13 protein-coding genes are annotated in these 14380 nt (G+C 66.6%); 6 read left to right on the forward strand and 7 right to left on the reverse strand.

All coding sequences use genetic code 11. The features are described from left to right. Positions 1–12: 12 nt before the first annotated feature. From ACAM51_RS04335 to ACAM51_RS04360, 6 genes are all read left to right on the forward strand, one after another. Positions 13–741, forward strand: a complete 729-nt coding sequence (locus tag ACAM51_RS04335; protein WP_369642816.1) for a phosphonate utilization associated transcriptional regulator — start codon at positions 13–15, stop codon at positions 739–741. A gap of 1 nt (position 742) precedes the next feature. Beyond that, the gene (phnA, locus tag ACAM51_RS04340; RefSeq protein WP_369642817.1) at positions 743–1969 is read left to right on the forward strand and encodes a phosphonoacetate hydrolase; all 1227 of its coding nucleotides are present in this window, start codon (positions 743–745) and stop codon (positions 1967–1969) included. 19 nt (positions 1970–1988) lie between these two features. Then, on the forward strand, positions 1989–3437 hold the full coding sequence (gene phnY, locus ACAM51_RS04345; protein ID WP_369642818.1) for a phosphonoacetaldehyde dehydrogenase: 1449 nt from the start codon (positions 1989–1991) through the stop codon (positions 3435–3437). Positions 3438–3554: 117 nt separating this feature from the next. Beyond that, entirely contained in the window at positions 3555–4583 is a 1029-nt protein-coding gene (phnD, locus tag ACAM51_RS04350) for a phosphate/phosphite/phosphonate ABC transporter substrate-binding protein (RefSeq protein WP_369642819.1), read from the forward strand. Positions 4584–4650: 67 nt separating this feature from the next. Continuing rightward, the gene (locus ACAM51_RS04355; protein ID WP_369642820.1) at positions 4651–5220 is read left to right on the forward strand and encodes a phosphonate degradation HD-domain oxygenase; all 570 of its coding nucleotides are present in this window, start codon (positions 4651–4653) and stop codon (positions 5218–5220) included. Positions 5221–5228: 8 nt separating this feature from the next. Further along, a complete protein-coding gene (locus ACAM51_RS04360; protein WP_369642821.1) occupies positions 5229–6617 on the forward strand; it encodes an FAD-dependent oxidoreductase in 1389 nt (462 codons plus the stop codon). A gap of 37 nt (positions 6618–6654) precedes the next feature. Here ACAM51_RS04360 and ACAM51_RS04365 read toward each other — a convergent pair whose 3' ends face one another. The 7 genes from ACAM51_RS04365 to ACAM51_RS04395 form a co-directional block, all read right to left on the reverse strand. Continuing rightward, positions 6655–7683 carry a carbohydrate kinase family protein gene (locus ACAM51_RS04365; protein ID WP_369642822.1) on the reverse strand — a complete coding sequence of 343 codons (1029 nt, stop codon included), beginning with the start codon at positions 7681–7683 and terminating at the stop codon, positions 6655–6657. A 34-nt stretch (positions 7684–7717) separates the two neighbouring features. Continuing rightward, a complete protein-coding gene (xylB, locus tag ACAM51_RS04370) occupies positions 7718–9190 on the reverse strand; it encodes a xylulokinase (protein ID WP_369642823.1) in 1473 nt (490 codons plus the stop codon). Between the two features lie 121 nt (positions 9191–9311). After that, positions 9312–10250 carry an AraC family transcriptional regulator gene (locus tag ACAM51_RS04375; protein ID WP_218297734.1) on the reverse strand — a complete coding sequence of 313 codons (939 nt, stop codon included), beginning with the start codon at positions 10248–10250 and terminating at the stop codon, positions 9312–9314. A 30-nt stretch (positions 10251–10280) separates the two neighbouring features. After that, positions 10281–11684: a D-arabinitol 4-dehydrogenase gene (dalD, locus tag ACAM51_RS04380; RefSeq protein ID WP_369642824.1), complete on the reverse strand. Its 1404-nt coding sequence runs from the start codon at positions 11682–11684 to the stop codon at positions 10281–10283. Between the two features lie 19 nt (positions 11685–11703). Continuing rightward, positions 11704–12438 (reverse strand): SDR family oxidoreductase, encoded by a 735-nt coding sequence (locus ACAM51_RS04385; protein WP_218341561.1) that lies wholly within the window; start codon positions 12436–12438, stop codon positions 11704–11706. Between the two features lie 5 nt (positions 12439–12443). Further along, complete coding sequence (locus tag ACAM51_RS04390) at positions 12444–13487, reverse strand: ABC transporter ATP-binding protein (protein WP_369642825.1); 1044 nt, start codon at positions 13485–13487, stop codon at positions 12444–12446. Between the two features lie 52 nt (positions 13488–13539). Then, entirely contained in the window at positions 13540–14379 is an 840-nt protein-coding gene (locus ACAM51_RS04395; RefSeq protein WP_218341559.1) for a carbohydrate ABC transporter permease, read from the reverse strand. Position 14380: the final 1 nt, after the last annotated feature.

The raw sequence follows: 14380 nt of genomic DNA on the forward strand, positions 1-14380 counted from the left end.
AGATTGCGATCCATGACATCAAGCAATCACTCCGCCGCCCTCGCATTTCTTCAGACCAGCTCGCTGCCCATGCTGATGCAGGAAGAGATAGAGCGTTTGATCATGACCGGGGAGCTGCCCGTCGGCAGCCGCATCAATGAGAGCGAGCTCTCCCAGCGCTTCAACACCAGCCGCGGCCCGATCCGTGAGGCACTGCGCGCATTGGAAGAGGCAGGGCTGGTGCGCAACGAGAAGAACCGTGGCGTGTTCGTCAGGGAGATCGCCTTCGAGGAGGCGGACGAAATTTATGAGCTGCGCGAGGCACTGGAAGAAATCATCGGACGGCGCGTGGCCGTTGCCATCCAGCCCGATGCCGTCGAACGCCTTCGCGCCATGCTGGAAGCCATGCGCTCTGCGGCCCTGGCGCAGGACGTGGAGCAGTACGCGCAGCTGAACCTTCAGTTCCACGAGATCCTGCTCGACACAGCGGGCAGCCGCAAGCTCACGGAAACCTACAAGCGCCTGGTCAAGGAGCTGCACCTCTTTCGCATGCGCGCGCTGGACAGCGGCGGCGGCCTGAGGGTCTCCGCAGATGAGCACAGCCACATTGTCGAAGCCATTGCCAGCGGCAACCCCGATGCCGCCGGGCTCGCGCTTCGCCAGCACGTTGCCGACAGCCGCGCCCGCATGCACAAGGCGTTTGGCCGCACCGACACGCCCACCGCCGCCCTCACCTCTCAACCCCATCAAAAGGAAGTCTGAAATGACACAGGAGACACTGCAAGTCAACGCCCGCAGCTACCGCTGGATGCTGCGCCCGATCGTCATCGTTTGCGTGGACGGCTGCGAGCCCGCCTATCTGGATGCGGCCATTGCCGCAGGCGTGGCGCCCTATCTGGCACGCATGCGCAAAACCGGTGCAGACCTGCTGGCCGACTGCGTGGTTCCATCGTTCACCAACCCGAACAACCTGTCGATCGTCACGGGTGCTCCGCCCTCGGTCCATGGCATCTGTGGCAACTACTTCTTCGACCGCGAACTCGGCCAGGAAGTGATGATGAACGACCCCAAGTACCTGCGCGCAGGCACCATCCTGGCCGCGTTTGCCGATGAGGGCGCCAAGGTGGCGGTGGTCACCGCCAAGGACAAGCTGCGCAAGCTCCTGGGCCACAAGATGAAGGGCATCTGCTTCTCCTCCGAGAAGTCCGACGAGGCGACCATTGAAGAGAACGGGATCGACGACGTGGTGAACATGGTGGGCATGCCGGTTCCGTCGGTCTACAGCGCGGAGCTGTCGGAGTTCGTCTTCGCGGCAGGCGTCAAGCTGATGGAGTCCAGCCGCCCGCACCTGATGTACCTTTCGACCACCGACTATGTCCAGCACAAGGCGGCTCCCGGCAGCCCCGCAGCGAACGCCTTCTACGCCATGATGGATGGCTACCTGGCACAGCTTGACGCGCTCGGCGCCACCATCGTGCTGACGGCCGACCACGGCATGAACGACAAGCATGGTGCCGACGGCTCGCCCAACGTCATCTATCTGCAGGACGTGCTCGACGAATGGTACGGCCCCGAGAAGGCTCGGGTGATCCTGCCCATCACCGACCCCTACGTGGTGCACCACGGCGCACTCGGCTCCTTTGCCACCGTCTATGCGCCCGACGAGTTCACCGCCGCGCAGTGGATCGAGCGCATCAAGCAGGTGCCGGGCATGGAATCCGTCCTGTCGCGGGCCGAGGCGGCCAAGCGTTTCGAACTGCCCCCCGACCGCATCGGCGACATCGTCGTCGTCAGCAATCGCGACACGGTGATCGGCACCTCGGCCAGCCGCCATGACCTGTCGGCGCTGGAGGTCCCGCTGCGCTCCCATGGCGGTGTCTCCGAGCAGCGCGTGCCGTTGATCTGCAACCGCCCCGTCACAGGCATCGCATCCAGCCGCCGGCTGCGCAACTTCGATGCCCTCGACATCGCACTGAACCACGCCCAGTAAACGCATTGCGGAGCACTCCATGAGCCAAGCCAGTCTGAAGCCCGCGCCCATCCACCGCGAGGCCTTGCGCATTGCCGGTGAGCGGGTCTACTGCGACCGCAGTATCGAGGTCACCTACCCCTACACCGGTGAAGTGATTGCCACCGTGCCGAAAGCCACGCTGGACGATGTGAGGCGGGCCTACCGCATCGCCCGGGACTGCAAACCCACGCTGACCCGCTACGAGCGCTACAAGATACTGATGCGGGCGGGCGAGATCATCGCCTCGCGCCTGGACGAAATCTCCCGCACCATCACGCTCGAATCGGGCCTGTGCCGCAAGGACTCGCTGTATGAAGTGGGCCGCGCCTCCGATGTGCTGCTGTTCGCAGCCAACCAGGCGCTGGTCGATGACGGACAGGTGTTCTCCTGCGACCTCACGCACCACGGCAAGAGCCGCAAGGTCTACACCCTGAAAGAGCCGCTGCTGGGCGCGATCACGGCCATCACGCCGTTCAACCACCCGCTGAACCAGGTCATCCACAAGGTCGCGCCCTCCATCGCCACCAACAACCGCATGGTCCTCAAGCCCAGCGAAAAGACACCGCTCACCGCCTTCATCCTGGCCGACATCCTGTACGAGGCGGGCCTGCCGCCTCCCATGCTGTCGGTCATCACCGGCGACCCGCGCGAGATCGCCGACGAGATGCTGACCAGCCCGGATGTCGATCTGGTGACCTTCACCGGCGGCGTGGCCATCGGCAAGTACATCGCCGGCAAAGCCGCCTACAAGCGGCAGATTCTCGAACTCGGCGGCAACGACCCCATCATCGTGATGGACGATGCCGACATCGAAGAGGCGGCAACGCTCGCTGCCAGCGGCTCCTACAAGAACTCGGGCCAGCGCTGCACCGCGGTCAAGCGCATGCTGGTGCATGAGGCCGTTGCCGACCAGTTCGTTGAATTGCTGGTCGCAAAGACCAAGGCGTTGAAGTACGGCGATCCGATGGATCCAAAGACCGACATGGGCACGGTGATCGACGAAGCGGCGGCAAAGCACTTCGAGTCGGTGGTCAACGAAGCCATCGCGGCCGGCGCGAAGCTGCTGTGCGGCCACGAGCGCCAGGGTGCGCTCTACGCGCCGACGGTGCTCGACCGCGTGGATCCCGAGATGACCGTCGCCAAGCAGGAGACCTTTGGGCCCGTGTCTCCGGTGATCCGCTTCAAGGACATCGACGACGCGATCCGCATCTCGAACGGCACCGCCTATGGCCTCTCGTCATCGGTATGCACCAACCGGCTGGACCACATCACCCGTTTCATCCGCGAGTTGAATGTGGGCAGCGTGAACGTGCGCGAAGTGCCGGGCTACCGGCTGGAGTTGACGCCCTTCGGCGGCATCAAGGACTCCGGCCTGGGCTACAAGGAAGGTGTGCTGGAAGCGATGAAGAGCTTCACCAACACCAAGACCTATTCACTGCCCTGGTAGTGCCCCCGCGCCATCGGTCACCACCGCTGCGGGTGGCCGCACGGCGCCGCGAGGTGCCCTGCAGAGGGCCCTGAAGCAGTTCAGGTTGGCCTTGTTCGAGACCAAGGATGTATTTCCATGAATGCCGATGAACGACCTCGCCGCACAGTACATGCCCGCCAGCGCCTGGGGTGGGCTCTGGCGTCGCTTGCCTTGCTGACCACCCTCGCTGCCAGCGCGGCCGACAAAGACCCCACGCTGACCGTCGGGCTGATTGTTGCGGGAAGCGTCGAGAAGGTCGTCGAAGACTGGAGACCTTTCACAGACGCTCTCGCGAAAGAGCTGCAGATTCCAGTCAAGGTGCTTGCCTCCAAAAACTACGCAGACATCTCCGGCGCGCTCATGGAGGGACGCGTTCAGCTTGCATGGATCAACAACCGGCTGGCGATTGATCTGGTGGAAAGCGATCGCGCGACCGTCTTCGCACAAATGGTCCGGCTGGACGGTTCCCGCGGCTATCGCTCGGTTCTCTTCGCCCGAAAAGATGGCCCCATCCAGTCTCTGGCCGATGTGCTTGGCCGCCCTGGCGTCTACAGCTTCGGGTCAGGTGACAAGAAGTCCACCTCCGGCTACCTGGTGCCCAACTACTACGTTTTCGCCAAGAACAAGATAGAGCCGCAAAAGCACTTCAAGCAGATCATGCATGCGAACCACCTGGACAATTTCCTGGCCGTTGCCGACGGACGGGTGGACCTTGCCACGAACAATACGGAAGAGCTTCCCCGCTACCAGGCCGATTTTCCAGACAAGCTGGCGCGCATCCGTGTGGTCTGGGAGTCGCCGTTGATTCCCAACGATCCCATCCTCTACCGCAAAGACCTTCCCGCCGCTACGCAGCAGCGCATCCGGAAATTCTTCACTGCCTATGGACGCACCGACGCGGAGAAAGCCACCTTGAAAGCCATCAATGGCCTTTCGGGATTCCGTGCCTCCTACAACTACCAGTTGCGCCCCGTCGTGGACCTGGAACTCTTTCAGATGCTGACCACCGCCATGGACGGCAAGGCGAATTCGCCGGAGCGCTTCCAGTCCGTGATGGATGGATTGACGAAGCGCGCTGCGCGGCTGGACACCGTGCTCAATGCAACGCGCCTGGACGGCCCGTGATGCAGTCCCGCCAGAGCGCCAGACGAAGAAATGCATCCACCTGAACCGCACCCACGAACACCCCACCATGAGTCTCACCATCCCGGACATCACCGGTCTTTTCCTGTCCAAGGGCCATGCCCAGTATGACGGCGAGCCCGTGACGCAACTCGAACATGCGCTGCAGTCGGCCCACCTGGCCGAGCAGGCTGGCGCCGGCAGTGCCCTGATAGCGGCCGCGCTGCTGCATGACCTGGGGCACCTGCTGCACGAATGGGGCGGCACGCCCACCCAGGACGGCCTGGACGACGTGCACCAGTACCGTTGCATGCCGTTTCTGCGCGCGCTTTTCGGTCCGGGGACGCTGGAGCCTATCCGGCTGCACGTGGATGCCAAGCGCTTCCTGTGCGCGCGCGAGTCGGGCTACCTCGCGCAGCTGTCGCCCGACTCCAGGCGCAGCCTGGCGCTGCAGGGCGGTGTCTTCGATGAGGCGCAAGCCACGGCCTTCGAGGCATTGCCCCATGCGATGGACGCGGTCCGTTTGCGGCGCTGGGACGACATGGCCAAATCGGCCACTGCGGACACCCCTTCGCTGGAGCACTTCGTGCGCCATCTCGAAATCAGCGCGGCAGAACATGGCCAGCCCCTGGCCTCCTGAGGAATCCCATGCGTCCCTTCTGGATCGAACAAGCGCTTTTCAACGACGGCGACCTGGCCCCCGCCCTGCAGGGTGAACACAGCGCCGATGTATGCATCGTCGGCGGTGGTTTCACGGGCCTGTGGACGGCCATCCAGACCAAGCTGCAGGCCCCCGAACTCGATATCGTGATACTCGAGAGCGACCTTTGCGGCGCCGGCGCAAGCGGGCGCAACGGCGGATGCCTGCTCACCTGGTCCGCCAAGTTCCTGACGCTGCACCGGTTGTTCGGTGAAGACGAGGCGGTGCGCCTGGTCAAGGCATCGGAGGCCGCGGTAGGGCACATCGGCGACTTCTGCAGGGCGCACGGCATCGACGCGGAGTTTCGGCAGGACGGCACGCTGTACACCGCCACCTCCCAGGCCCAGATCGGCACGCTCGATCCGATGATGCAGGCGCTGGAGGCACGCGGCATCCACTCCTACCAAAGCCTGCCTGCGCACGAGGTAGCCTCGCGGTCCGGCTCGGCCCGCAACCTGGCCGGCGTGTTCTCGCCGATTGCGGCCACCGTGCATCCGGGCAAGCTGGTGCGCGGGCTGCGGCGCGTGGCGCTGGCCATGGGCATTCGCATCCATGAACGCACACCGATGCTGGACTTCAGCCCCGATCAACCCGTAATGGTGCGCACGCCGAGCGGCACGGTCAGGGCGAAGAAGCTGGTCCTGGCGATGAATGCATGGATGGCCAGCGCCTTTGCGCAGTTCGAGCGCACCATCGCCATCGTATCGAGCGACATGATCATCACCGAGAAATGCCCAGATCTGCTCAAGACCATCGGGCTCGACAACGGCGTCTCGGTCCTCGACTCCCGCACCTTCGTGTACTACTACCGCAGCACCGTGGATGGCCGCCTCATGCTGGGCAAGGGCGGCAACACCTTCGCCTGGGGCGGGCGCATGGCGCGGGTGTTCGACGAGCGCTCTCCCTACGAGGCCGAATTGACGCGCGCCCTGCATTCGTTCTTTCCGGCCCTGGGCAACACGCCGATCACGGCCAGTTGGAACGGGCCATCCGACCGCTCGGTGACGGGGTTTCCGTTCTTTGGCCGCTTCAACGGTGCGCCGCATATCTACTACGGTTTCGGCTATTCGGGCAATGGCGTCGGCCCCACCTACATGGGGGGACAGATCCTGTCGTCCCTGGTGCTGGACCAGGACAATGCGTGGACGCGCAGCAAGCTGACGAGCGGCCCGCTGGGCCATTTCCCCCCGGAGCCACTGCGCTTCATGGGATCCATCGTGGTACGCAACGCCATCCGCCGCAAGGAGCTGGCGGAGGACGAAGACCGCCAGCCCTGGCTGGCAGACCGCATGCTCAGCAAGCTGGCCAGCGCTGCCGGCAAAGCCGACAAGGCCTGACGACCCGCTTGCCAAGAATTGCGGCTGAAAGCCCCGCTCAGGGCCGTTGATCCAGCGCTGGGTGCTGCACCGCCCAGTCCTGCGCTGCCTGCCAGCTCGGCGGCACGCAGCCACGCTCCTGCACGCACAGGCTGGCGCTGGCCAGGGCGTGGCGCAGGGCCTGCTGGTACGCGGCGGCAGGCAGGGCCGCAATGAAGTCCGCCATGCCCGCAGGCGCCGAGGTGTGCTGTTGCGCATGTGCGCGCAGCAGGTACGCCAGCAGCCCCGCCAGAAAGCTGTCGCCAGCGCCCACGGTGTCCACCACGGCCAGGGGCTGGGCCTCCCTGGCGAACCACTGCGCGCCACTGCCCTGTTGCAGCAGCCACGCACCCTCGCCGCCCAGGGTCAGGGCCATGAGGCGGGCACGCGGGTTGACCGCGAGCAGGTGGCGGGCGCGGGCCAGGGCATCGGTGCCGGGCACCTGCAGGTGGTCCAGGTCTTCGTCGCTGGCCTTGATGATGTCGGCCTCGCCCAGGGCCGCGTGCACCTGGGTGCGGTAGGCCGGCAGGTCGGGCATGACGGAGGGGCGCAGATTGCTGTCCACCACCACGCAGCGGCCCGCCGCGCGCTGGGCCTGCAGCCAGGGCAGGTAGATGGCGGCGTCGCGCGCGTCCAGCGCCAGGGCGCCAGTGCAGACCACCTGCAGCGCGCTGCCGTGGACGGCGCAGGCGGCGATGAGCCCCGCAGCGGTCACGGTGCGGTCGGCCACACCTTCGCGGTAGAAGGCGTAGTCGGGGTGCCCATGCTCGGTAAGGTTGACCACGGCCAGCGAGGTGACCTCGCCCACGGGCGTGGGCAGGGCCAGTTGCACACCGTCTGCCGCCAATTGCGCAGCCAGTTCGCGGCCCCAGCGATCGCGTGACAAGGGGTTGAGGTACTGCGTGCCCACGCCCTGGCGTGCCAGTGCCCGGCACAGGTTGTACAGCGCGCCACCCAGGCAGGGCTCGTAGCTGCCGTCGGCACGGCCGATGAGGTCAATCAGCGCTTCGCCGGCAATGGCGACCTGGACAGGAGAGGAAGTGGACATGGACGTGGTCAAGAAACGAGGGAGCGACTGTCAGTTAGAAATGGGGCAGCAGCGCAGGGTACAGCGCCTGAAAGCGCGCATGGCGTTCCTGCAGCAGGGCCTGCTGCGCGGGTTGGGGCGCAAAGCGCGCCTCGGCCGGCAGGCTCTGGCACCACAGGGCCTCGTCTCCACCGCAGGCCATGGCGGCCAGGCGCGCGGCGCCCAGGGCTGCGGCGGCGTGGGCGCCCTCCGGGCGCTCCAGCGGGCAGCCCAGGCCGCTGGCCAGCAATTGGGCCCAGGCATCGCTGCGCGCACCGCCGCCCACCAGCGCCAGAGGAGCTGTGGCCGATGCGCCGCCCTCGCCCGCCGCGGCCTGCATGGCTTGCAGCCCATCCATCAGGCCGAAGCCCACGCCTTCCATCACGGCACAGGCCATGTCGGCTGCATCGTGCTCGGCGCGCAGGCCCAAGAAGACGCCGGTGGCGGCAGCATTGTTGTGCGGTGTGCGCTCGCCGCTCAGGTAGGGCAGAAAGACCGGTGCCTGTGCATGGCGCTTGAGGTCCATGCCCTGTACGGCCGAGGAAAGTTGCGCCTCGGCCCGCCCGGTGATACGGGCCAGCCAGCCAAAGGCGCTGGCGGCACTGAGCATGACGGACATCTGGTGCCAGCGCCCGGGCAGCGCATGGGCAAAGGCGTGCACGGCGCGCTCGGTTGCCGGGGCGAACCGGTCGGCCACGCGGAAAACCACGCCGGACGTGCCCAGCGACACGAAGCCCTGGCCGGCCTGGCGCGCCCCCACGCCCACAGCGCTGGCGGCGTTGTCGCCGGCACCGGCAGCCACCACCACGCCGGGCGGCAGGCCCCAGCGCGCAGCGACCTCAGGGAGCAACACGCCCGTGGCTTCGCTGCCCTCGGCCAGGCGGGGCATCTGCGCGCGGGCCAGGCCGCAGGCGGCAAGCAGGGTGTCGCTCCAGTCGCGGCGGGCCACATCGAGCCACAGGGTGCCCGAGGCATCGGACATGTCGCTCACCGCATCGCCCGTGAGCTGCAGGCGCAGCCAGTCCTTGGGCAGCAGCACCGTGCGGATCTGGCCGAACACGGCCGGCTCGTGCGTGCGCAGCCACAACAGCTTGGGCGCGGTGAAGCCGGGCATGGCGAGGTTGCCGGTGACCTGGCGCGCGGCGGGCACGGCCTGCTCGAGCGCGGCGCATTCGGCGCTCGCGCGGCCATCGTTCCAGAGAATGGCGGGGCGCAGCACCTGGCCCTGCGCGCCCAGCACCACGGCGCCATGCATGTGGCCAGACAGCCCGATGCCGCGCACCCGCGCCCATGCGGCGGGGGCTTGGGCGCGCAGCTGCGGCACGGCGGCTTCCACGGCGGCCAGCCAGTCGGCCGGGTGCTGCTCGCTCCAGGTGGGCCGAGGGCGGTGCTGGGGCACGGCGGCGTCGGCCGTGGCGATCACGGCCTGCGTTTCGTCGAGCAGCAGGAGCTTGACACCCGAGGTGCCCAAATCAATTCCGAGGTACATGGGTGGTTGGCAGATTTCAGTGGTTCAAAGTGGAAGCCAGGCCCCCGCCGCACGCAACCGGCGCGACCCAGGCCACAGATGCCCGGCAAGGGCCGCCCCGCAGCGAAGGCGCCCCGCCACTTCAAGGGGCCTTTCCGAATCTTCCGGCCCCCTGCTTGCGGTATTCGCTGGGCGTCATGCCCTTGATGTCCAGAAAGCGGCGGTTGAAGTTGGCCATGTTGTTGAAGCCCACGTCGTAGGCGATGTGGGTGATGTAGCGCTCGGTCTCCATCAGAAGCTGGCACGCGCGGTTCACGCGCACCAGGTTCACGAAGTCGGTGAAGGTGTTGCCCGTGGCACGGCGAAAGAAGCGGGAGAAGCGGCTTTCCGTCATGCCCAGCTCCTGTGCCAGGTCGGCAGCCGACAACGGGTCGGCCAGATGGTCGGTGATGCGGCTCACGATGGCGTTGATCTGGTCGAGCTGGGTGTCGTTGTCCTCGCTTTGCAGCTGGGTGCTCGACAGCAGTCGAAAGTCGGTGCAGCGGGCCAGGTCGCTCAGGAATTCACAGAACGCGCCAAACCGGGCCAGGCCCTGGCGCGCCTTGATGCGGTGCCAGTGTTCCTGCGCCTGGGCCTCCATGCCAAAGAACTCGATGCCATGGCGTGCGCGCTCCAGCAGGGGCAACACCTCGCGCAGCTCGGGGATGCTCTCGCTGCTGGCCACCAGCGGCGCGTGCGAGAACTGGATCACCAGGTCGCGCAGCGGCACGCCGCCTTCGGGCAGGTCCATGCTGATCCAGTTGTGCGGCAGGCGCGGCCCGGTCAACACCAGATGGCCGGGCTGGAACTGCCCGATCCAGTCGCCCACGAACACCTTGCCCGAGGTGGCGGTGATGAGGTGCAGCTCATACTCGTCGTGGTAGTGCCAGCGCGCCAGCGGCGTGGGAAACCCATGCGACAGGCACCGGATGAAACCTGCGGCCTCGGGCGACTCGTACCCGAGCTCGGGAAAGCGCACGTAGTCGTGCTCCAGCTCGGGCTTGGTCTGGCGCGGAGAGACAGGCGTCGTCTTCACGGTCATGGCGTCATTCCTGTGGTCGGGCCGCTCAACTTACACCAACCCCTGGCGTTCCGCACGCCCGGCCACGAAGGCCTGCACGCGGGCAAAAGCGTTGCGAAGCGTGGCAACCAGCCGCGGGTTTGAGGCCATTTCGCCCCACAGGGTGGTATCCGCGGCATAGGCGGCGACCAGGTCCGGCGCATCGCAGATCGCATGCGCCACGGCCGGGTCCATGGCCTGGTCCTGGTAGGTGTAGGGGATCTGCCCGGCATGCCAGCGCTGCAGGTAGGCCAGGAACAGCGCGGGCAGCACGGCCACGCTGTCGAACGAGCCATCGCGGGCCAGCTGGTCCCGGATGGTGGGCGCGATCATACCGGGGATCTTGGAGAACGCATCCATGGCCACGCGCTGGTTGGTGTCCGCAATCGCAGGGTTGCCAAACCGGTCCAGCACCACGTCGCGGTAGGCCTCCAGGTCGATGGGGCACGGCAGCAGCACCGGGATCGCGTCGTCGGTCACGTAGTCGTAGGCCATCTGGCGGATGGCGGCATCGTGCGTGCCTTCGTGGATGTACTGGTAGCCCGCCAGCGTGCCCGCCCAGGCAATGCAGCTGTGGGTGGCGTTGAGCAGTCGAATCTTGGCCTCTTCGTACGCCTGCACCGAATCGACCATCTCGACTCCGACCCTTTCCCACGCGGGGCGGCCTGCGATGAAGTCGTCTTCGATCACCCACTGGATGAAGCTCTCGCCCATCAACGCGGCCTGGTCGTCCCAGCCGGTGGCGGCCTTCACGCGCTCGGCCACGTCCGGCGTGGGGCGTGGCGTGATGCGGTCGACCATGGCGTTGGGGCTGCTCGTGTGCTCCTGCACCCAGGCCTTGAGCGCGGCATCGCCCAGCGCGTCGATGAACTGCAGCAGGCCCCCGCGCGAGCGGTCGCCGTTGTGGCGCAGGTTGTCGCAGTTCATCAGCGTCACGGGGCCGGCACCGGCGGCCCTGCGCGCGCGCAGGATGCTCACCAGGCCGCCATAGAGGGTGTGGCCCGCCTGGCCCGCCTTGACGGCGGCGAGGTCGGCGCGCAGGTCGGCAAAGCTGGGCCAGTCGAGCTGGTCTTGCGCATCGAGGTAGTAGCCGGCCTCGGTCACCGTGAACGAGATGATGCGCGTGGCGGGGTCGGCACCTGCGGCGATCAGCGGGGCCAGGTCGTCCCGGTAGGGGATCACGCGCTGGATCGATTCAATGACGGTGTAGCTGCGCTCGCCCTGGGGCGTGACGGTCTCCAGCGTGTAGCGGCCGCCCTGGGCCTGCAGCGCGGCGATGGTGTCGGCCATGTCGGCGCGCAGGTTGCCGCCCGCAATGGCCCAGCCGGTGTCTCCCTGCTGGCGCAATGCGTGGACGTAAACGGCCTGGTGGGCGCGGTGGAACGAACCCAGGCCCAGGTGCAGGATGAAATTCATGGTGCGTGAATGCAGGTGTTTAAAGATCGAAGTTCGTGGGCATCATCACCACGTCGCGGATGGTCATGCCACGGGGGCGCGTGAGCATGAACAGCACCACGCTGGCCACTTCGGCCGCTTCGATGAGACTGCCGCTCGCCTTGGCCTCTTCCAGCTTCTCGGCCGGCCAGTCGGCGAGCAGCGAGGTGATGACCGGCCCGGGCGAGATGGAGCCCACGCGGATGCCGTGCTTGAACACCTGGCGGCGCACGGTCTGCACGAAGCAGTTCACGGCCCACTTGGACGATGCGTAGACCGGCTCCCATGGCGTGGGGAAATGCGCGGCCAGCGAGCTGGTGACGATGATGTCGCCCGTGCCGCGTTCGATCATGTGGGGCAGCACGTTGTGCACGTTCTTCATCACCACGTTGACGTTGAGGTTCAGCATGCGGTCGATGGCGTCGGGGTCGGCGTCCACCAGATCGCCGCCGACGTAAAGCCCGGCATTGGCGTGGAAGATGTCGAGCTGGCCGGCGAGGGCCAGCGTGCGCGCCAGCAGGCTGGCGCACTGCTTGGCGTCCAGCAAGTCCAGTACCAACGGCAATGCGCTGGCACCGATCGCAGCGCAGGCCTTGGCCAGCGCGGCTTCGTCGCGGTCGATCAGCACCACGCGCGCACCCGCGTCGGCCATGGCTTGGGCACTGGCGAAGCCAATGCCCGATGCAGCGCCGGTGATGGCCGCCACCTTGCCTTGCAGTTCTTGTCCGAGGGTCATGGTGGTCATGCGGTCTGGCGGACCACCACGCGGCCTGCGGGGTCGAACCAATGGGCTTGCGATGCGTCGATGTCCAGGCTGACCGCATCACCGGCGCGCAGGCTGGTGCGGTCGTTCTGGCGGGCCACGAACTGTGCGCCCCCTGGTGTGCTCACATAGATCAGTGTCTCGGCACCCAGCGCTTCGACCAGGTCCACCTGGCCGCCCACCGGCGTCACGCCAGTGTTGCGCACGGTGATGTTCTCGGGGCGCAGGCCGATGGCACCGCCCTCGGCGCCCGCAGGTGCCTGCTGCTGCACTGGCGGCGGCAGCTGCGGCAGGGGCACCACGTTCATCTGCGGCGTGCCGATGAACTGGGCCACGAACTGGTTGGCGGGTTGGTCGTACAGCTCGAGCGGCGTGCCCACCTGCTCGATGACGCCGTCGCGCAGCACCACCACGCGGTCGGCCAGGGTCATGGCCTCCACCTGGTCGTGCGTCACGTAGATGGTGGTGGCGCCCAGGTCGCGGTGCAGCTTGGCGATCTCCACGCGGGTCTGGCCGCGCAGGGCCGCGTCCAGGTTGGACAGCGGCTCGTCGAACAGAAACACCTTGGGCGCGCGCACGATGGCACGGCCGATGGCCACGCGCTGGCGCTGGCCGCCGGAGAGCTCCTTGGGCGTGCGCTCCAGGTAGGTGGTGAGGTTCAGGATGGCAGCGGCGCGCTCGACCTTCTCGCGCACGATGGCCGGATCGACCTTGGCCAGCTTGAGCGCGAAGCTCATGTTCTCGTACACGCTCATGTGCGGGTACAGCGCATAGCTCTGGAACACCATGGCCAGGTCGCGCTTGCTCGAAGGCTGGTCGGTGATGTCGCGGCCGTCGAGCATGAGCGAGCCACCGTCGATGGCTTCGAGCCCCGCGATCAGGCGCAGCAGCGTGGACTTGCCACAGCCCGAGGGGCCGACGAAGACGATGAACTCGCCTTGCTGGATGGTGAGGTCGATGCCCTTGATGGCGCGGTGCTCACCGAAGAATTTCTCGATGCCGCGCAGTTGAAGGTAAGCCATGGAATCGGGTTCCTGAAAACTTGAAAAACTGTGGGGAAGACAGGCTGCGGATTTACTTCACCGCGCCGAACGTGAGACCCTGCACCAACTGCTTCTGGCTGAACCAGCCGAACACCACGATGGGCGCAATGGCCATCAGCGACGCGGCGGACAGCTTGGCCCAGAACAAGCCCTCGGGGCTGGAGTAGGACGCGATCAGCGTGGCCAGCGTGCCGGCCTTGGCGGCGCTGAGGTTCAGGCTCCAGAAGGCTTCGTTCCACGACAGCACCAGGCACAACAGGCCGGTGGATGCCAGGCCACCCATGCCCAGCGGCAGCAGCACCAGGCGCACTTCCTGCCACAGGGTAGCGCCGTCCATGCGAGCGGCCTCCAGGATCTCGCGCGGGATGTCCTTGAAGTGGGAGTACAGCATCCACACCATGATGGGCAGGTTGGACAGCGCGAACACGATGATGAGCGCGAGCTGCGTGTCGAGCAGGTGGCTCTTTTGCGCCAGCACGTAGATGGGCACCAGCGCGCCCACGGCGGGCATCATCTTGGTGGAGAGCATCCACATCAGGATGTCCTTGGTGTACTTGCCCTTGAAGAAGGCCATGGCATACGCCGCGGGCGCTGCCAGCATCAGCCCCACCAGGGTGGACAGCACGCTGGTGATGACCGAGTTCCTGGCGTACAGCAGGTAGTCGCTGCGCTCCTGCACCTCGTGAAAATTCTCGAGCGTGGGGATGAAGAACAGCTGCGGCGGCACGGCGATGGCCTGCAGCTCGGTCTTGAACGCGGTCAGCAGCAGCCAGGCCAGCGGGAAGAACAGCAGCAGGGCCACGCCCCAGGCAGCCACGGTGCGCAGGGCCAGCAGGCCCAGCGGATAGTTGGAACGGCGTCGAGCAGTCATG

The organism is Acidovorax sp. A79 (assembly GCF_041154505.1).
GTDB lineage: Bacteria > Pseudomonadota > Gammaproteobacteria > Burkholderiales > Burkholderiaceae_C > Acidovorax.